At 71.6% G+C, this 17,283-nt stretch carries 18 protein-coding genes and 1 pseudogene; 10 read left to right on the top strand and 9 right to left on the bottom strand.

Features of this window, described 5'->3' with window-relative positions; genetic code table 11:
- The first annotated feature begins 135 nt into the window (after positions 1 to 135).
- On the top strand, positions 136 to 966 hold the full coding sequence (locus tag ACFV6X_RS31105) for an aldo/keto reductase (RefSeq protein ID WP_385389239.1): 831 nt from the start codon (positions 136 to 138) through the stop codon (positions 964 to 966).
- A gap of 68 nt (positions 967 to 1,034) precedes the next feature.
- Entirely contained in the window at positions 1,035 to 1,622 is a 588-nt protein-coding gene (locus ACFV6X_RS31100; RefSeq protein ID WP_385389313.1) for a DNA polymerase ligase N-terminal domain-containing protein, read from the top strand.
- A 35-nt stretch (positions 1,623 to 1,657) separates the two neighbouring features.
- Here the strand turns inward: ACFV6X_RS31100 and ACFV6X_RS31095 are convergent, their stop codons facing one another.
- The 4 genes from ACFV6X_RS31095 to ACFV6X_RS31080 all read right to left on the bottom strand — a co-directional run bounded on the left by ACFV6X_RS31095 (position 1,658) and on the right by ACFV6X_RS31080 (position 4,486).
- A complete protein-coding gene (locus tag ACFV6X_RS31095; RefSeq protein ID WP_385389237.1) occupies positions 1,658 to 2,683 on the bottom strand; it encodes an alpha/beta hydrolase family protein in 1,026 nt (341 codons plus the stop codon).
- 27 nt (positions 2,684 to 2,710) lie between these two features.
- Positions 2,711 to 3,196 (bottom strand): peroxiredoxin, encoded by a 486-nt coding sequence (locus ACFV6X_RS31090; RefSeq protein ID WP_385389234.1) that lies wholly within the window; start codon positions 3,194 to 3,196, stop codon positions 2,711 to 2,713.
- Between the two features lie 77 nt (positions 3,197 to 3,273).
- Positions 3,274 to 3,795 (bottom strand): MarR family winged helix-turn-helix transcriptional regulator, encoded by a 522-nt coding sequence (locus tag ACFV6X_RS31085; protein WP_385389231.1) that lies wholly within the window; start codon positions 3,793 to 3,795, stop codon positions 3,274 to 3,276.
- 79 nt (positions 3,796 to 3,874) lie between these two features.
- Positions 3,875 to 4,486, bottom strand: a complete 612-nt coding sequence (locus ACFV6X_RS31080) for an oxidoreductase C-terminal domain-containing protein (protein WP_385389229.1) — start codon at positions 4,484 to 4,486, stop codon at positions 3,875 to 3,877.
- A 483-nt stretch (positions 4,487 to 4,969) separates the two neighbouring features.
- On the opposite strand from ACFV6X_RS31080, the gene ACFV6X_RS31075 reads away from it, so the two are divergent.
- The 4 genes from ACFV6X_RS31075 (at position 4,970) to hemC (ending at position 8,618) form a co-directional block, all read left to right on the top strand.
- Positions 4,970 to 5,659: a response regulator gene (locus tag ACFV6X_RS31075; protein WP_385389227.1), complete on the top strand. Its 690-nt coding sequence runs from the start codon at positions 4,970 to 4,972 to the stop codon at positions 5,657 to 5,659.
- Positions 5,660 to 5,732: 73 nt separating this feature from the next.
- A complete protein-coding gene (locus ACFV6X_RS31070) occupies positions 5,733 to 6,716 on the top strand; it encodes an ATP-dependent DNA ligase (protein ID WP_385389224.1) in 984 nt (327 codons plus the stop codon).
- Between the two features lie 143 nt (positions 6,717 to 6,859).
- Positions 6,860 to 7,636: an NPP1 family protein gene (locus ACFV6X_RS31065; RefSeq protein ID WP_385389222.1), complete on the top strand. Its 777-nt coding sequence runs from the start codon at positions 6,860 to 6,862 to the stop codon at positions 7,634 to 7,636.
- Between the two features lie 49 nt (positions 7,637 to 7,685).
- The gene (gene hemC, locus ACFV6X_RS31060) at positions 7,686 to 8,618 is read left to right on the top strand and encodes a hydroxymethylbilane synthase (protein ID WP_385389220.1); all 933 of its coding nucleotides are present in this window, start codon (positions 7,686 to 7,688) and stop codon (positions 8,616 to 8,618) included.
- Between the two features lie 19 nt (positions 8,619 to 8,637).
- Here hemC and ACFV6X_RS31055 read toward each other — a convergent pair whose 3' ends face one another.
- Both ACFV6X_RS31055 and ACFV6X_RS31050 read right to left on the bottom strand, forming a co-directional pair.
- Positions 8,638 to 9,159, bottom strand: coding sequence for a hypothetical protein (locus ACFV6X_RS31055; protein WP_385389217.1), 522 nt, complete (start codon positions 9,157 to 9,159; stop codon positions 8,638 to 8,640).
- Between the two features lie 213 nt (positions 9,160 to 9,372).
- Positions 9,373 to 9,568, bottom strand: a pseudogene (locus ACFV6X_RS31050) (ABC transporter ATP-binding protein); the annotation flags it as partial.
- A 199-nt stretch (positions 9,569 to 9,767) separates the two neighbouring features.
- Between ACFV6X_RS31050 and ACFV6X_RS31045 the strand changes: the two are divergent.
- Positions 9,768 to 10,562, top strand: a complete 795-nt coding sequence (locus ACFV6X_RS31045; RefSeq protein ID WP_385389215.1) for an RNA polymerase sigma factor SigF — start codon at positions 9,768 to 9,770, stop codon at positions 10,560 to 10,562.
- Positions 10,563 to 10,574: 12 nt separating this feature from the next.
- Here the strand turns inward: ACFV6X_RS31045 and ACFV6X_RS31040 are convergent, their stop codons facing one another.
- Complete coding sequence (locus tag ACFV6X_RS31040) at positions 10,575 to 10,910, bottom strand: ANTAR domain-containing protein (protein WP_385389212.1); 336 nt, start codon at positions 10,908 to 10,910, stop codon at positions 10,575 to 10,577.
- Between the two features lie 125 nt (positions 10,911 to 11,035).
- Here ACFV6X_RS31040 and ACFV6X_RS31035 point away from each other — a divergent pair, with 125 nt between their 5' ends.
- A complete protein-coding gene (locus ACFV6X_RS31035) occupies positions 11,036 to 11,839 on the top strand; it encodes a VOC family protein (protein WP_385389210.1) in 804 nt (267 codons plus the stop codon).
- Positions 11,840 to 11,869: 30 nt separating this feature from the next.
- Here the strand turns inward: ACFV6X_RS31035 and glgX are convergent, their stop codons facing one another.
- Together glgX and ACFV6X_RS31025 are read right to left on the bottom strand one after the other, a co-directional pair.
- Positions 11,870 to 14,026, bottom strand: a complete 2,157-nt coding sequence (gene glgX / locus ACFV6X_RS31030; RefSeq protein WP_385389207.1) for a glycogen debranching protein GlgX — start codon at positions 14,024 to 14,026, stop codon at positions 11,870 to 11,872.
- The gene (locus ACFV6X_RS31025; protein ID WP_385389205.1) at positions 14,023 to 14,535 is read right to left on the bottom strand and encodes a pep a2; all 513 of its coding nucleotides are present in this window, start codon (positions 14,533 to 14,535) and stop codon (positions 14,023 to 14,025) included. The genes glgX and ACFV6X_RS31025 overlap by 4 nt, the downstream gene beginning before the upstream one ends.
- A 298-nt stretch (positions 14,536 to 14,833) precedes the next feature.
- Between ACFV6X_RS31025 and ACFV6X_RS31020 the strand changes: the two genes are divergently transcribed.
- Positions 14,834 to 15,130: a DUF5133 domain-containing protein gene (locus tag ACFV6X_RS31020; protein ID WP_365451253.1), complete on the top strand. Its 297-nt coding sequence runs from the start codon at positions 14,834 to 14,836 to the stop codon at positions 15,128 to 15,130.
- A 71-nt stretch (positions 15,131 to 15,201) separates the two neighbouring features.
- Positions 15,202 to 17,187 (top strand): alpha-1,4-glucan--maltose-1-phosphate maltosyltransferase, encoded by a 1,986-nt coding sequence (locus ACFV6X_RS31015; protein WP_385389202.1) that lies wholly within the window; start codon positions 15,202 to 15,204, stop codon positions 17,185 to 17,187.
- Positions 17,188 to 17,283: the final 96 nt, after the last annotated feature.

The raw sequence follows: 17,283 nt of genomic DNA, 5'->3' as shown, positions 1-17,283 counted from the left end.
TCCACCGTGGGCAACGAGGCGGGCCGTCGGCCGTTCCGGGCGGCGGCCCGGCACGCGGGTTGCCGGTCGCGGCGGCGGGCCGGGCCGGGCCCGCCCATACTGGCGGTACGGCACAGCAGAGCGGAAGGGTGGACCGTGAACGGCATTCCGGCGCACACGCTCAACGACGGCACGACGCTCCCCGCCATTGGCCTGGGCACCTGGCCGCTGGACGACGCGCACGCCGAGCGGGCGGTGCTCACCGCCCTGGACCTGGGCTATCGCCTGATCGACACGGCGACGAACTACCGCAACGAGACCGGCGTGGGTCGCGCGATCGCCCGCAGCCCGGTCCCGCGCGAGGAGATCGTGGTGACGACGAAGCTCCCGGGCCGCCACCACGGCTACGAGGAGACCCTCGCCTCCTTCGAGGAGTCCCGGCGTCGGCTGGGCGTGGAGCAGGTGGACCTGTATCTGATCCACTGGCCGCTCCCCCGCGTCGGCAAGTACGTCGACTCCTGGCGGGCCATGATCAAACTGCGCGAGGAGGGCCTCGTACGGTCGATCGGGGTCTCCAACTTCACGGCCGAGCACATCGAGCGCCTGGAGAAGGAGACGGGCGTGCTGCCCGCCGTGAACCAGATCGAGCTGCATCCGTACTTCCCGCAGGAGGAGGCACGGGCCTTCCACGCCGACAAGGGCATCGTCACCGAGAGCTGGACCCCGCTCGGCCGGGGCACCGACCTGCTCCAGGATCCCGTCGTCGTCACCATCGCCGAGACGCACGGTGTGACGCCCGGTCAGGTCGTGCTGCGCTGGCACACCCAGTTGGGCGCGCTGCCCGTCCCCAAGTCGGCGGACGCCGAGCGGCAGCGGCAGAACCTCGACGTCTTCGGGTTCACCCTGGGCCCCGCCCAGATGCAGGCCATCGCCGACCGCGCGCCGCAGCGCACCGGTGGGGATCCCGAGGTGCACGAGGAGTTCTGAGTCCGGTGGGCCCGGGTACCCGGCGGCGCGGACGCACGGAAGGAGTCACGGGTGGTGACGGCGACCGGCTGCGGACCTACCGCGGCAAACGTGATTTCGGACGGACCGGCGAGCCCGAGGGGCGTGCGGGCCCCCCGGGCGACGCCCCCCGGTTCGTGGTGCAGATCCATGACGCGAGCACCTTGCACTTCGACTTCCGGCTGCAGGTCGACGACGTGCTGAAGTCCTGGTCGGTCCCGAAGGGGCCGTCCGCCGACCCGAAGGACAAGCGGCTCGCGGTGCCGACGGAGGACCACCCGCTGGAGTACGAGGAGTTCGAGGGCGTCATCCCGGCGGGCGAGTACGGCGGCGGCACGGTGATCGTCTGGGACATCGGGACGTACGAGCCGATGAGCCACGACCGCAAGGGGCAGCCGGTCGACTTCGGGGAGTCGCTGGAGCGGGGGCACGCCACGTTCCGGCGCAACGGCTCGAAACTGCACGGCGAGTACGCGCTCACCCGGTTCCGGGGAGATCAGGGCGACGCGGAGGCCTGGCTGCTGGTGAAGGCCGGGCACACGGGTGCGGGGCGGGGCACGCCGGACCCGCGGCGGGCCCGTTCGGTGCGCAGCGGCCGCACGCTCGCCCAGGTCGCCGCGGACGACCGGGAGGACTGACCCGCGTGGCCCGATGCGGAGTGCCCCGCCCGGCGTCAGCGCAGGTGTCGTCCGAAGAAGTCCATGGTGGCGTCCATGGAGGCCCGCCAGCGGGCGTAGAACGTGTGGCCCTCCCCCGGCTGCTTCACCAGCCGGACGTCCTTGCCCGCCGCCTCGAACGCGGCCGCGGTCCGCTCGGACCACTTCAGCGGGCAGGTGGCGTCGGCGGTGCCGTGCTGGATGAGGAGCGGTTCGGTCACCCGGTCGGCGTAGGTGACCGGTGAGACCTCCCGCCAGAAGTCGGGGTTCTGCTCGGGGGTGCCGTGCGCGGCCTCGATCTCGGCGACCACCGGGTCGCCGTCGGGGCGCTGGAACCGGTCGATGTTCTCCTCGGGACGGGAGCTGACCGGGGCGTGGACGACGGCGGCGTCCACCAGGCCCGGCGCCACCACCAGCGCGTTGTACACGACGCCGCCGCCCATGGAGCGGCCCAGCAGGCCGATCCGGTTCCCGTCGATCTCCGGGCGGCCGGCGCCGCGCAGGGCCTTGACGGCGGCGATGACGTCCTCGGTGTAGCCGAGGCGGAGGGTGACGTCGTTGTCCGGGTCGTCGTCGGAGCCGGCGTGGTTGCGGTAGTCGGTGTGCAGGACCACATAGCCGTTGCGGGCGAGCAGGTCCTGCTCGCGGGCCAGTCCGCGGCCGGTGGTGTAGACGGCGGGGTCGATGTAGCCGTGCGCGAGCACGAGCGCCGGGAAGGGGCCCTCTCCCTCGGGCACGTTCATGAGGCCGGAGATGGTGAGGCCGTTCGCCTCGTAGGTGACGGCGTACTGGGTGTAGGCGCCGGTCCGCATCCGCACGGCGCCGAGGCGCAGGCCGGAGCCCGTGTGCTCGCGGGCGATGAGACCCGGGAGGGACACGGGGTCGGGCGGTTCGGGCGTCGGGGTGGTGGCGGTGGCCGGGCGCTCGGTGCGGGTCGCTGCCGGTTCGGACTTCTCAGGAGCGGCGGCTTCGCCGTTCGTGCAGCCCATCGCGGCCGCCAGCACCATGCAGGCGGTGACGCAGGCCGTGCCTCGCAGCCGCATGGGCCCAGTATCGCGGATACGACTCCGTCAGTCAGTGGCTCCCGCGCCCCGGTGCGCACGCAGGGCGGCGAGGGCCCGGTCGGCGTGGGTGTTCATACGGAGTTCGCTGCGGACGACCTCCAGGACCGTGCGGTCCTCGGCGATGACGAAGGTGACCCGCTTGGTCGGGGCCAGCTGGAAGCCCCGCTTCACACCGAACCGTTCACGGATCGCGCCGTCCACGTCGGACAGCAGCGGCATGCCGAGCGTGTACCGTCCGGCGAACTCCGCCTGCCGCTCGACCGGGTCACCGCTGATGCCGACGGGCCGCCCGCCGGCGGCGGCGAACTCCGCCGCCAGATCCCGGAAGTGGCAGGCCTCCGTGGTGCAGCCGGCGGTGAGGGCGGCGGGGTAGAAGAACAGCACGACGGGTCCGTCGGCGAGCAGTTCTGTCAGCAGGCGGGGCGTGCCCGTCTCGTCCGGCAGCTCGAAGTCCTCGATCTTGTCGCCGACCAGCGGCTGGGACGGGGGCACGGTTCCTCCTCGGATCGCCTGCCGCGAGATACTACTCGCCGGTAAGGCGATGGCGGCACCCGTGTGTGCCCGCGGCTTCAGGAAGTGCCCGCCTCCGCGGTGGCCCGTTGGTCCGAGTCGTCGTCGATCGACACCGCGAGGAAGTCGTCGACCATCCGGTGGAACAGCGTCGCGAGCCGGCGCAGTTCCTCGGGTGACCACTCGGACAGGGCCAGTTGCATGCCGCGCGCGCCGACGTCGCGGATCCGCTCGATGGCCTCGCGCCCGGTGTCGGTGAGTTCGATGCGCTGGGCGCGCCGGTCGTCGGGGTCGGGGACACGGGTGACGAACCCGGCGCGCTGCAACTGCTGCACCGTGCGCGTGACATGCGAGGCCTCCACGCCGAGCCGGTTGGCCAGCTCCCCCGGGCGCAGCGGCTCCGAGTCCGCGATCTGCCGCAGCAGCGCCACTGCCGCGCGGTCCAGCGGCACTCCGGCCAAGGCCATCAGGCGGTCGTGCTGCCGGGCGCGGGTGCTGAGGTACGTGATGCGCGTGAGGGCCCGCTCGATCTCGACGATCTCGGGGGACACGGGGCCCGGGGGGAGCGGCGGTGAGGGCATGCCACCCACTTTACCATTTATTGCCTAACTCAAGTAATTCGCTGTGCCCGCGGTCGGCGGGGCGGCACGGCACGGACGATCAAGCGGCACCCGCTCCGGCCGCGGCGGGCCGCATGGACTCCGCCCAGTCGGCGCCCGACGCGATCGCCTGCCACCACGTCCGGATCGTGCGCGGCGGCGTGCCGACGGCGAGCACTCCGGTCAGCCGGTCGCCCCGGCGATACGCGGCCACGAACCGGCACTCCCCCACGTCGCCTTCCACGAGCGCCACTTCGTCGTGCCCGCGCAGACTGCCGTAGGCCTGCACCTTGAGGTCGTACTGGTCTGACCAGAAGTACGGCACCGGCGCGAACGGCTGGCGCGCCCCGGCGCCGAGCAGGTTCCGGGCGGCGGCCATGCCCTGCTCGGCGGCGTGGGTGCGGTGCTCGATCCGCATCGGCGCCCCGAACAGCCGGTGGTGCCAGCGGGCGACGTCACCGGCCGCGTACACGCCGGGCGCCGCGTCGCAGACCACGCCGTCGCCCAGCGTCAGTCCACTGCCGTCGAGCCACTCGGTGTTCGGCTGCGAGCCGAGCGCGACGAGCACCTCGTCGGCCCGGACGACCTCGCCGTCCGCGAGCCGTACGCCGCCCTCGGGCACCTCGGTCACGGCCACCCCGCAGCTCCACGCCCCGGTCCAGGTGGACGGCATGCCCAAGTGGTGCGCGGCGTGCCGCGAGGTCCGCCACGCGCGAGCCACACCGGGCGGGCGACGCGCCGCCGAGGCCCCCACGCACGAGCCCCCCAGCGGGCGGCGCGTCGCGCAGGCGCCGTGCCCGTCCGTCACACCCCGTCAGGCGCAACGGCCGCCGGGGCGCTTGCCGAGATCCGCCACCTGCAAGGCACGCCCGGTCCGTGGCCCGCCCCTGAAGCCGCCACCTGCACGCCACGCCCGTCCGTCGCCCGCCGCGTGCAGGCCACGGGCGGTGCGCGACGCGCCAGGGGGCGGGGTACCTCGCGCGGATGACATGTGCCGACGGCAGGGGAAGCCGACCGGCCTTATCCGTGGAGATCGCCCACCATGGGACAAGACACCCGATCGGAGATCCCGGCCGGCCGGGATCACGTCACCGACGAGGTCACCACCGCGCCGCCGCCGCACCCCCGCTCCCCAGGCAAGGGAAGAACGCACCTCATGACCATCCGCGTGTTGCTCGCCGACGACCAGGCCCTGCTGCGGGCCGCCTTCCGGATCCTGATCGACTCCTGCGACGACATGGAGGTGGTCGGCGAGGCCGTCGACGGCGCCCGGGCGATCGAGCTCGCCCGGGCCCACCGGCCCGACGTCGTCCTGATGGACATCCGCCTGCCCGGCAGTGACGGACTGGCCGCCACGTCCGCCATCTGCGCCGACCCGGACCTGTCCGCGACCCGTGTACTGGTCCTCGCCACCTCCGAGATCGACGAGGACGTCGCCGAGGCACTGGCGGCCGGGGCCAGCGGCTTCCTCGGCAAGGAGGCCACCCCCGACGCCCTGCTCGACGGCGTCCGGACCGTGGCGGCCGGCGAGTCCCTGCTCTCCCCGCTCGCCACCCGCGCCCTGATCACCCGCTTCCTGTCCGCGCCCGAGGAGGGCGCACGGCTCGCGGCTCCAGAGGACCTCGCCGCGCTGACCGCCGAGGAGCGCGAGGTGATGGGCCGGGTGGCCGAGGGCCGGACCAACGCGGAGATCGCGGAGAAGCTCCTGGTGAGCACGCCGGAAGTGCGCTCCCACGTGGACCGGGCGATGGCGAAGCTGGGCGCCCGCGACCGTGCCCAACTGGTCGTCATCGCCTACCAGTCAGGGCTGGCGGGAGCCATGCCGCCGCCGTCCGCGGCGCTCTGACCGCGCCCTCCGTTCAGGGGAAACCTGCGGGCGGGGCGCGTGGCGCCGCCCCGCCGCGTCGACACCTCAAGCCGTGACCCTGCCGCTGATCGCCCCCATGCTCGCCACACCCGGCGCCCTGCCACCCGCCGCCCAGGACGCGCGGTGGGCGTACGAGACCAAGCAGGACGGCCAGCGCGCGGTGGTGTATCTCCCCGGCGACGGAAGCGTGGTGCTGCGCGCGAGGTCCGGCGAGGAGATCACCGGCGCCTACCCCGAACTGCTGCCGCTCGGTGCCGCCCTCGGCGGTACGGCCGCGGTGCTGGACGGGGAGGTGCTGGCCCTGGACGAACAGGGGCGCGCCGACTTCCAGTTGCTCCAGTCCCGTATGGGCCTCGCCCATTCGCCCGTACGGGCGGCGCGCCGGGCGGCTCAGGTGCCGGTCCATCTCGTGCTGTTCGACGTGATGCACCTGGCCGGGCACTCCGTGACCGGGCAGTCCTACGCCCGGCGGCGTGCCCGGCTGGAGGAGATGGGCCTGGCCGGACCGTTCTGGTCCACGCCGGGCGCGCTGGTGGGCCATGGCGCACAGGCGCTCCAGGCCACCCTCGACCACGGTCTTGAGGGCCTGGTCTGCAAGCGGCTGGACTCGGTGTACGAACCGGGTGTGCGCTCCCGCGCCTGGATCAAGATCCGCAACATGCGCGGCGAGGACGTCGTCGTGGGCGGCTGGCAGCCCGGCAAGGGCCGGCTGACCGGCCTGCCCGGCGCGGTGCTGGTCGGCCAGCGCGACGCCGCCGGACGGCTGCGGTACGTCGGCGGCGTGGGCACCGGCTGGAGCGAGGCCGAACGGACTGAACTCGCGGCGCTGCTGCGGGAGCACGCGAGCGACGTCTGCCCCTTCGATCCGGTACCGCCGGCGCCGGGAGCGCGCTGGGTGCTGCCCCGGCTGGTCGGTGAGGTCCGCTACAGCACCCGTACCCGGGCCGGGCTGCTGCGCCAGCCGTCCTGGCTCCGGCTGCGGCCCGACCTGACGCCCGAGGAGTCCACGGCCGACCTGCCGGAGCACCTCGGCTGACGTCGTTTCAGCAGACAACTATTGGGCTGTCCTTCACCAACGGGACGCCTGCGACCTCTTGGCGCGGAAGGGCATTCCGGGGAAGCTGAACTGCCTTTCCCCCCACAGCCCTTGGGCTGCGCCCGAACCAGGAGGAGGACGCAGTGTCGTCACAGAGGTCCGTCACACACCGCAGGAGATGGCTCACCGTGCTCGGTGGTGCCGCCGCGCTCGTCATAGCCTTTCCCGCCACCGCCTTCGCCGCGCCGCCGCCGGCGTTGCCCGGCAACGCCGACAGCCTGGAGCGGACGTTCCAGCCGGCCTTCGACTACGACACGGACGGCTGTTACGCGACGCCCGCCATCAGCGCGGACGGCACCGTCAACGGCGGCCTCAACCCGACCGGGGCGCTGAACGGCAACTGCCGCGACGCCTCGGACCTGGACAACACGAACAGCTACTCGCGCTACAAGTGCAACAACGGCTGGTGCGGCATCGTGTACGGCCTGTACTTCGAGAAGGACCAGGCCCTGCCGGGCAGCAGCATCGGCGGGCACCGCCACGACTGGGAGCACGTCGTGGTGTGGGTGCAGGACAACCAGGTCAAGTACGTCTCGACGTCCAACCACGGCTCGTTCACCGTGCACAACGCCTCGGCCATCCGCTTCGAGGGCACGCACGCGAAGGTCGTCTACCACAAGGACGGCATCAGCACGCACTGCTTCCGTGCCGCCAACTCCAACGACGAGCCGCCGGAGAACCACAAGGGGACCTGGCAGTACCCGACGCTGGTCGGCTGGAGCGGCTACCCGGCGGGCGTGCGGGAGAAGCTGACGTCGTACAACTTCGGCAGCGCGAACTTCGGCCTGAAGGACAGCAGCTTCGCCTCCCACCTGGCCTCGGCGAAGCCGTCCGGCATCCCGTTCGACCCCAACGCCTGACAGGCGCTCTCGTGCACGGCGGGGGCCGGTGACGGTCTATCGTGTCCGCATGCCGGTCCCCGCACTGATCCGCATCGTCTCCCGCGACTCCCCGATGGCGCTCGCCCAGGTGGCCCGCGTCCAGGCCGGGTTGACCGCCCGCTACCCCGAGGTGAGAACCGAGGTGCTGCCGGTGAAGACCACCGGCGACAAGTGGCTCGGCGATCTCTCCCTGGTCGAGGGCAAGGGCGCGTTCACCAAGGAGGTCGACGCGGCACTGCTGGCCGGTGAGGCCGATCTCGCGGTGCACTGCGTCAAGGACGTGCCCGCCGACCGTCCGCTGCCGGCCGGCACGGTGTTCGCGGCGTTCCTGAAGCGCGACGACATCCGTGACGCCCTGGTGCATCCGGGCGGGCTCACCCTGGACGAACTCCCGTCCGGCACCCGTATCGGCACCTCCTCGGTACGCCGGGTCGCCCAGCTGGCCGCCACCCATCCGCACCTGGAGTGCGTGCCCTTCCGCGGCAACGCGGGCCGACGGCTGGACAAGCTCGCCGCCGGTGACGCGGACGCGCTGCTGCTGGCCGTCTCCGGTCTGGAGCGCCTGGGCCGCCAGGACGTGATCAGCGAGGTCCTCTCCCCCGAGGTGATGATGCCGCCCATCGGCGCGGGCATCCTCGCCCTCCAGTGCCGCGAGGGCGACGGCGATCTGATCGACGCGATCAGCGCGCTCGGCGACCCCGGCACGCACCGGGAGGCGACGGCGGAGCGGATGTTCCTGCACGTGCTGCAAGGGCACTGCAACAGCCCGATCGCCGGGTTCGCGCGCATCGACCACGGCGAACTCTCCCTGCGGGCCTGCGTGTTCACTCCGGACGGCAAGACCCGTCTGAACGCCCACGAGTGGGCGGGGCGGCTCGACCCGGCCACCCTCGGCACATCGGTCGCCGTGGCACTGCTGCGTCAGGGCGCCCGCGAGATCATCGACGGCATTCCGCACTGACCGTCGTCGACGACCGTCGTCAGGCGGTGCCCTCCTCGGCCTGGTCGCGCAGGAACTTGCTCACCTGGTGGGCGAGGCTCTCCCGGCCGGCTCCGGCCGGAGCGCAGGGGGTCGCCTCGTCCAGGCCGATGCCGCCCGTCCACAGCCGGCGGTCGGCCCAGTCGTCGTCCACCCGCATCTGGATCTGGACGTCCACCTGTCCCAGGGCCGCCTCGGGCGCCGCCCCGTACATCACGGCGGTGGCCCGGCGCAGCGGGTAGACGTCGTAGCCCTCGATGAACTGCGAGTTGCGCCAGTCGACGAACGCGCTCTCCCCGTCGGGTCCGATGCGTACATCGATCTGGCCGTCCTCCAGGTGGATGCCGAAGCGGTTCTCACCGCGGTTCTCGACGGTCACCCGCAGCCGGAAGTACGTCAGTCCCTCGGCGGCGTCGTCGCGTCCGCGCGGCGGCTCGGCCCGCTCCAGACCGTGGACGCGAACGCGCAGACCGGCATGCTCGTCGTACTCCTGCCAGTCCCCGACCACGTTCGGCTCGTACACACTCCACCTCTCGACCTCTCGAAGCTGCTTCCTATCCGTGGGCTCAGCGCAGTGTCAAATGAGCGGAATGGGCTGTGGCCAGGGATTTCCCGCACGTGATCGCTGATCAAGCCGTGCGCAGGGAGAATCCGCACCGTCCCCCTCCCGGGCGTGCCGCACATCACGTTCGCGCCCCGGGTCAGCGGGCCGGCCGGCCCAGCGGGAAGGAGGCCGCGGCGATGCCGAGCGCGGCGGCGACCGCCGGCTCAGCAGTCGCGGGGCGCTGAACGAACGCCTGGGCCAGTTCCTGCCGGCGCACCATGCCGCCGGAGCAGGTATCGGCGAGCCGGTCGGCGGCGTCGGCGGGACCGACGGCGGTCAGCGCCAGGGGGACGCGTTCTGCACGTTCGGGGGCGAGCACGTCGAAGATGAGAAATCAAGACGGAGAACACACTGCAGACCTGAAGTGTGTTTCGTGTGTGTTTATGCCGGGGAAGACCTATTTGAGTGCTTCGGACAGGAGGCACGTCCGTGGGACCGCCAGCCGTTCCCGCACTACTCCTGTGCGCGGTGCGGGCGCGGCGCCCACGGTGTCTGTCCACCCGGCACCTGCTGAGGGAGGCGCGCACATGCGTACCGCCAGCAGAACGAAGCAACATCCCCACGACGACGCACCAGACACGGCCGCCGATTTCGTACACCTGCGCGAGCTGCCGGACGGCCCCGAGCGCAAGGCGCTGCGGGACGAACTGGTCCGGGTCTGGCTGCCCATGGCGGAGCGGATCGCCGTCCGCTTCCGGGGCCGCGGCGAGGCCCTGGAGGATCTCTACCAGGTCGCCGCCCTCGGTCTGGTCAAGGCCGTCGACCACTACGACCCCGAACGCGGCCGTGCCTTCGAGGCATACGCCGTGCCGACGGTCACCGGCGAGATCAAGCGCCACTTCCGTGACCACATGTGGACGCTGCACGTCCCGCGCCGCGTCCAGGACCTGCGCAACCGGGTGCGGCGCGCCACGAAGGAGCTCTCCCAGACCACCCCTGGGCGGCCCCCCACCATCGCCGAGATCGCCGCGTACGCGGAACTCAGCGAGGACGAGGTGCGCACCGGCATGGAGGCCTTGGAGTGCTTCACGGCGCTGTCCCTGGAAGCCGAGATGCCCGGGACCGACGGCTACGCACTCGCGGACGCGATCGGCGGGCTGGACCCGAGCTACGACATCGTGGTGGACCGGGTCGCCGTGGCGCCCTGTCTCCAGGCCCTGCCCGAGCGCGAGCGGACCATCCTCTATCTGCGCTTCTTCCAGGGGATGACACAGAGCTGCATCGCGCAGCAGCTGGGCATCTCGCAGATGCACGTCTCCCGGCTGCTCAGCGCCTGCTTCGCCAGGCTGCGCGAGGAACTGCTCGCGGGGACACCCCGCTGAGGCCAGGACGAGTCACTCCTGCGGAGGTGCACCGGGGATCTGTGTCGGACCGTAGCGGTCCAGGGCGTCCTCCAGTTCGGCGCGGATCTCCGGGGGCATCTCCCCCTCGCGGCCCCAGGCCAGCACCAGCTCCGCGACCGTGCGGAGCTTGGTGTTCGTGTGCTGGGACACCTCCTTCAGCACCGCCCATCCCTCGTCCGGCGTCACCCTTCCGAGTGCCACCATCATGCCGATCGCCTGGTCGACCACGGCATGCGAACAGACGGCCTCCTTGAGCTGGACGATCTCGTCCTCCAAGGCCCGGAGCCGGTCGGTGTCGCCGGCGGGCTCGTGCGGTACTCCTGCCATCCCCCCATCCTCCCCATTGGGAATGACGCCTGCCACCGGGGTACTCGGCAGGCGCCATGACCGGTTCCGGTTGGACACTGGTGTCGAACCGGTGGCTACCGGTCGACGAGACCAGGACGACTGCCATGCGACATGACTCGACACCCACGGCCCGCGCGACGGACGTGGTCTCCACGAAGGACGCCTTCGGTGCGCCCTGCTGGGTGAGCCTCACCAGCCGGGACATCCGCGCCACCGAGGAGTTCTACACCGCCGTGCTGGGCTGGGAGTGGCGGAAGGCCAAGCTCGGCGACCACTTCCGGATCGCGCTCGTGGACGGCGCGCCGGTGGCCGGAATCGCCGCGGTCGCCGCCATGTGGCAGATGGCCGTCGCCTGGACGCCCTACTTCGCCGTCCCCAGCGCGGACCTCGCGGTGGCCAGAGCGCAGGAGCGCGGCGGTACGGCGGCGGTGGGACCCATCTCGCTGCCGCCCGGCCGGGCGGCGCTGCTCGCCGACCGGGACGGCGCGACCTTCGGCATCTGGGAGGGCGAGCTGGTCACCGACTGGGAGACCTGGCACCGCGCCGCGCCGGCCTTCATCCGGCTGCACACCCGGGACGCCTTCGACGCCGCGATCTTCTACGGCGAGGTCCTGGAGTGGGCCTCGGCGGCCCGCGGCCGCTGCGAGATCAACTACGAGGGCGAGGAGGTCGTCCTGCGCAGCGGAGGCGATGTGGTGGCCCGTATCGAGTCCGGCGCCCTGGGAGCGGCTCCCGATCCGACGATCCGCCCGCACTGGCAGATCCACTTCGCCGTCGCCGACGTGGCGGAATGCGCCCGGGCGGCGGAACACCACGGCGGCAGCGTGCTGCGCATGAGCGCCGAGGAGGCGGTGCTGCGCGACCCCGACGGGGCGCAGTTCACGGTGACGTCGCGCCGGGCACCGTGAGGGCCTCCCGGCGCGGGCACCGAACGCCGCCTACGAGGGTGGCGCGCTCCGTGACGGCCGGGACAGCAGGACGAGGCTGCGCGCCTCCACCGTGAGGGCGGTCGCCGCCTTGTGCTCGGTCTCGTCCGGCGGCCCCTCAGGGTCGGCGGTGTCGATGAGGGTGGTCCAGCGTTCGCCGTACGTGCTGTCCGGGAGCCGGAAGTCCACCGGCTCCCAGTAGCTGTTGAGCAGCAGCAGGAAGGAGTCGTCGACCACGCGGCGCCCGTAGGCGTCGGGCTCGGCGATGGCGTCGCCGTTGAGGAAGACACCGACGGTGTGCGCGTCGGAGCGCTGCCAGTCCTCGTCCGCCATCTCGGTCGCGTCCGGCTGCAGCCACACCAGGTCCGGCAGCGGCTGCCCGGCGTGCCTGACCGTCTCGCCCCGGAAGAAGCGCCGCCGGCGCAGCACCGGGTGGGCGGCGCGCAGCGCGATGACGTACCGCGTGAATTCCCGCAGCTCCCGCTGCTCACCGGTCAGCCGCCAGTCGATCCAGGAGACCTCGTTGTCCTGGCAGTAGGCGTTGTTGTTGCCGCCCTGGGTGCGCCCGATCTCGTCGCCGTGACAGAGCATGGGGATGCCCTGGGACAGCAGCAGGGTGGCGAGGAAGTTGCGCTGCTGGCGGGCACGCAGGGCGAGCACCCCCGCGTCGTTCGTTTCGCCCTCGGCGCCGCAGTTCCAGGACCGGTTGGTGCTCTCTCCGTCCCGGTTGCCCTCGCCGTTGGCCTCATTGTGCTTGTCGTTGTACGACACGAGGTCACGCAGGGTGAATCCGTCGTGCGCGGTGACGAAGTTGACACTGGCGCGGGGGCGGCGCCTGCTGTGCTGGTACAGGTCGGAGGAGCCGGTCAGCCGGGACGCGAACTCGCCGAGCGTGTGTTCCTCGCCGCGCCAGAAGTCCCGTACGGCGTCGCGGTACATGCCGTTCCACTCCGACCACAGCGGCGGGAAGTTGCCCACCTGGTAGCCGCCCTCGCCGACGTCCCAGGGTTCGGCGATCAGCTTGACCCTGCTGATGACGGGGTCCTGCTGGATCAGGTCGAAGAACGCCGACAGCCGGTCCACCTCGTGGAACTGCCGCGCCAGCGTGGCCGCGAGGTCGAAGCGGAAGCCGTCGACATGCATCTCGGTGACCCAGTACCGCAGCGAGTCCATGATCAGCTGGAGCACGTAGGGATGCCGCATGAGCAGGCTGTTGCCGGTGCCGGTGGTGTCGTAGTAGTGCCGCCAGTCCCCGTCGACGAGGCGGTAGTACGAGGAATTGTCGATGCCCCGGAAGGAGAGCGTGGGGCCCTTCTCGTTGCCCTCGGCGGTGTGGTTGTAGACCACGTCGAGGATCACTTCCAGCCCGGCCGCGTGGAGCGCCTTGACCATCGACTTGAACTCGGTGACCTGCTGGCCCCGGGTGCCGTGCGCGGCGTAGGCGTTGTGCGGAGCGAAGAATCCGATCGTGTTGTAGCCCCAGTAGTTGGCCAGACCGCGGTCCTGGAGCACACCGTCCTGCACGAACTGGTGCACCGGCATCAGCTCGACCGCCGTCACGCCCAGCGAGGCGAGGTGCGACACGACGGCGGGGTGCGCGAGTCCCGCGTAGGTGCCGCGCAGCTCGGGCGGCACGTCGGGGTGCGTGCGGGTCAGTCCGCGCACGTGCGCCTCGTAGATCACCGTGTCGGCGTACGGCCGTCCGAGTGGGCGGTCGTCGCCCCAGTCGAACGCCGGGTCGGTGACCACGCCCAGCATGGTGTGCCCGGCGCTGTCGGCCGGGTCCGGCCCGGACGCCGCGCGCTCGTACAGCGAGGGGTGGTTGTCGAACTGTCCGTCCACGGCCTTGGCATACGGGTCGAGCAGCAGCTTCGCGGGGTTGCAGCGCTGACCGGCGGACGGATGCCAGGGCCCGTGCACCCGGTAGCCGTACCGCTGGCCGGGCTTGACGTCGGGCAGGCAGCCGTGCCAGACGAAGCCGTCGACCTCGGTCAGGGGGACCTCGCGGTGGTTGCCGCGGTCGTCGACCAGGACGAGGTCGACGCGTTCGGCGACCTCGCTGAACAGCGCGAAGTTCGTGCCTTTGCCGTCGTGGGACGCGCCCAAGGGATAGGGGTGCCCGCTCCACGCGGGCACCCCGTCCTTGCCGTTCGGCTTCTTCTTCGTCACCGCGCGTCCTCCAGGGCGCCGTCGGCCGGCAGCATCGGGGTGGCGAGGGCGGCGACCGGCATCTCGCGGGGCACCTGCAGCCCCTCGCGCAGATCGGGGGCGGGCGCCTTCGGCACCAGCGGGACGCGCTCGCCGGCGCGGGCCCGCTGCGAGAACCAGATGACCTTGCTGCCGGTCTCGGTGGCGCAGCAGCCCCAGCCGTCGCTCATCGCGGCGATGTGCTCCAGGCACGCCCGCAGATCGAGGTCGGGGCGGAGTGCCTGGTCGTTGTCACCGACGGCGGTGATCAGGTGCTGGCCGTTCCACCACATCTCGATGGATGTGTGCTTGTCCGTCGCGTGCTCGTCGATGGCCTTCAGCAGCAGCTCGGCGCTGCCGCAGACGGGCTTGACCAGCGGGTCGAGGTCCCAGTACTTCAGGTGGGCCGCGAGGATGCGGCTGACCTGTCCGACGCGTTCCGGGCTGACTTCCACGTCGAGGTGGTAGTAGCAGGGCACTGCGGTCTTCATCGTGGCTCCTCACCGGCGAGGCTCTCGCACCCTCGCCCTCGCAAGCCGATCCCCGAACACGAAGTGTGAGCACTGTTCGCCTCGGAGTCACAACTACAGTGCGGGTGCTAGTCCATTCGTGCAACACGAGCGAACCATCGTGATGGTTGAAGCTCTAACAAGACGCTGAGTCGTCGTACGTGCACCATGAGTGAAGGTGCCTCGATCGCCGTAACGGATCCGTGCCCCCTCGCGGGCACGGCCGCCGGCCCGACCGTCGGGAACGTGCCCATCGAGCGCCCGGAAGGTGAACGGCGCCATGCTGCTACCAGCCAGAGCCGAGGTCACCCGGCAGCTGCGGCGGTACCGGGCCTGGGAGCGTGCGACGCTCGCGGCCCCCACCGACAGCGCGGTGCGGACCGGCTTCGAGGACTCGGGCTACACCCTCTGCGTGCTGATGGGAAAGCGCTGCGCGCGTGAGGCCGCCGAGGCGGCCGAGCGCTACTTGCGCACGACGCTGGCCACCTACCTGCGGGACGAGACCTGCCGACCGCGTCCGGGCCGGGTCCCCCGGAGGGGACCTCCCTCGGGAAAGCGTTCCCGGGCGGGGCTCTAGCCCCCTTTTCAGGTGCAGTATCCCGAGCCGGGCCGAGGGGCCCGGCTTCGAGTACGACGGAGGTGAGACCCATGAGTACGACTGAGGCCATCGGCCGCATTCCGGTCCGGGACGTCCATCCCGCCGTGGAGTGCGGCAGGCGCCCGGCGAAGGCCGTGCCCGGAGAGACGTTCCAGGTCACGGCCACCGTGTTCCGCGAGGGACATGACGCGGTCGCCGCCGATGTCGTCCTGCGGGATCCCGAGGGCCGCCCCGGCCCCTGGACACCGATGCGCGAACTCGCCCCCGGCACCGACCGCTGGGGCGCCGAGGTCACTCCGGACGCCGTGGGCCTGTGGACGTACTCCGTCGAGGCGTGGAGCGATCCCGTCGCCACCTGGCGGCACATCGCCGGGATCAAGGTGCCGGCGGGCATCGACACCGGGCTGGTCCTCGAAGAGGGCGCCGAACTGTACGAGCGGGCCGCCGCCGGAGTACCCGAACGCGCGGCCCGCAAGGTCGTGCTCGCCGCCGCGCGGACCCTCCGGGACGACTCGCTGCCGGTCGCCACCCGCCTCGCTGGGGCGCTGACGCCGGAGGTGGACGCGGTGCTCGCGCGGTATCCGCTGCGGGAGTTGGTGACCGCGTCGCAGCCGCTGCCGCTGCTGGTGGAGCGGGAGCGGGCGCTGTTCGGGTCCTGGTACGAGTTCTTCCCCCGCTCCGAGGGAACGCGGGAGCGCCCGCACGGCACGTTCCGCACCGCCGCGCGGCGTCTCCCGGCGATCGCCGCGATGGGTTTCGACGTGGTCTACCTGCCGCCGATCCACCCGATCGGCAGCACCTTCCGCAAGGGCCCCAACAACGCGCTGTCCGCCGGACCGGACGACGTCGGCGTGCCGTGGGCGATCGGCTCGTCCGAGGGCGGGCACGACGCCGTCCACCCCGACCTGGGCACCCTGGACGACTTCGACTGGTTCGTCGCCCAGGCCAGGGCCCACGGGCTGGAGATCGCACTCGACTTCGCGTTGCAGTGCTCACCGGACCACCCCTGGGTGGACAAGCACCCGGAGTGGTTCCACCACCGCCCCGACGGCTCCATCGCCTACGCGGAGAACCCGCCCAAGAAGTACCAGGACATCTACCCGCTCGCCTTCGACCGGGACATGGACGGCCTGGTCACCGAGACGCTGCGGGTGCTGCGGCACTGGATGTCCCACGGCGTGCGCATCTTCCGCGTCGACAACCCGCACACCAAGCCGGTGGTCTTCTGGGAACGCGTCATCGCCGACGTGGGCCGCACCGACCCGGACGTGATCTTCCTGGCGGAGGCCTTCACCCGCCCCGCGATGATGCACACCCTGGCCCAGATCGGCTTCCAGCAGTCGTACACCTACTTCACCTGGCGCAACACCAAGCAGGAACTGACGGAGTACCTGACCGAGCTCTCCGGTCCGGCCTCGGCGTACATGCGGCCCAACTTCTTCGTCAACACGCCCGACATCCTGCACGCCCACCTCCAGCACGGCGGCCGGCCCGCCTTCGAGGCCCGTGCCGTCCTCGCCGCCACCCTCTCCCCCACCTGGGGCGTCTACTCGGGCTACGAACTCTGCGAGAACGTCCCCCTGCGACAGGGCAGCGAGGAGTACCTCGATTCGGAGAAGTACCAGCTCAAGCCACGTGACTGGGACGCCCCGCACAGCATCGCCCCCCTCATCACGCGGCTCAACGCGATCCGGCGCGACCATCCCGCCCTGCACGGGATCCGCAACCTCCGGTTCCACCACACGGACAACGACGCGGTCATCGCGTACAGCAAGCGCACCGGCTCCGACATCGTCCTGGTGGTCGTCAACCTCGACCCGCACCACACCCAGGAGGCCACGGTCTCGTTGGACATGCCGCAACTCGGCCTGGACCGGCACGCCTCCGTGTCCGTGCACGACGAACTGACGGGTGAGACCTATCAGTGGGGCAGCACCAACTATGTGCGCCTGGAGCCCGGCCGGGCTCCCGCCCACGTGCTCCATGTCCACAGGCCGCCCGTCTCGCCGCAGAACGGAGGGTCAGCAGCGTCATGACCGTCAACGAGCCCGTGCCGGACACCTTCGAGGACACCCCCGCCAAGGACCGGGACCCCGAGTGGTTCAAACGTGCCGTCTTCTACGAAGTCCTCG

This window comes from Streptomyces sp. NPDC059861 (genome assembly GCF_042731435.1).
Taxonomy (GTDB): Bacteria; Actinomycetota; Actinomycetes; order Streptomycetales; family Streptomycetaceae; genus Streptomyces.
Note: the sequence above shows the minus strand (reverse complement) of the source record. Positions and strands in the feature narration are given on the sequence as shown.

Bases quoted from the DNA above. Each gene is read 5' to 3' on its own strand.
- ACFV6X_RS31035 (WP_385389210.1), top strand. From the start codon at position 11,036: ATGCGACATGACTCGACACCCACGGCCCGCGCGACGGACGTGGTCTCC.
- ACFV6X_RS31045 (WP_385389215.1), top strand. From the start codon at position 9,768: ATGCGTACCGCCAGCAGAACGAAGCAACATCCCCACGACGACGCACCA.
- ACFV6X_RS31025 (WP_385389205.1), bottom strand. From the start codon at position 14,535: ATGAAGACCGCAGTGCCCTGCTACTACCACCTCGACGTGGAAGTCAGC.
- ACFV6X_RS31085 (WP_385389231.1), bottom strand. From the start codon at position 3,795: ATGCCCTCACCGCCGCTCCCCCCGGGCCCCGTGTCCCCCGAGATCGTC.
- ACFV6X_RS31040 (WP_385389212.1), bottom strand. From the start codon at position 10,910: ATGGCAGGAGTACCGCACGAGCCCGCCGGCGACACCGACCGGCTCCGG.
- ACFV6X_RS31015 (WP_385389202.1), top strand. From the start codon at position 15,202: ATGAGTACGACTGAGGCCATCGGCCGCATTCCGGTCCGGGACGTCCAT.
- ACFV6X_RS31075 (WP_385389227.1), top strand. From the start codon at position 4,970: ATGACCATCCGCGTGTTGCTCGCCGACGACCAGGCCCTGCTGCGGGCC.
- ACFV6X_RS31080 (WP_385389229.1), bottom strand. From the start codon at position 4,486: ATGCCGTCCACCTGGACCGGGGCGTGGAGCTGCGGGGTGGCCGTGACC.
- ACFV6X_RS31020 (WP_365451253.1), top strand. From the start codon at position 14,834: ATGCTGCTACCAGCCAGAGCCGAGGTCACCCGGCAGCTGCGGCGGTAC.
- hemC (WP_385389220.1), top strand. From the start codon at position 7,686: ATGCCGGTCCCCGCACTGATCCGCATCGTCTCCCGCGACTCCCCGATG.
- ACFV6X_RS31095 (WP_385389237.1), bottom strand. From the start codon at position 2,683: ATGCGGCTGCGAGGCACGGCCTGCGTCACCGCCTGCATGGTGCTGGCG.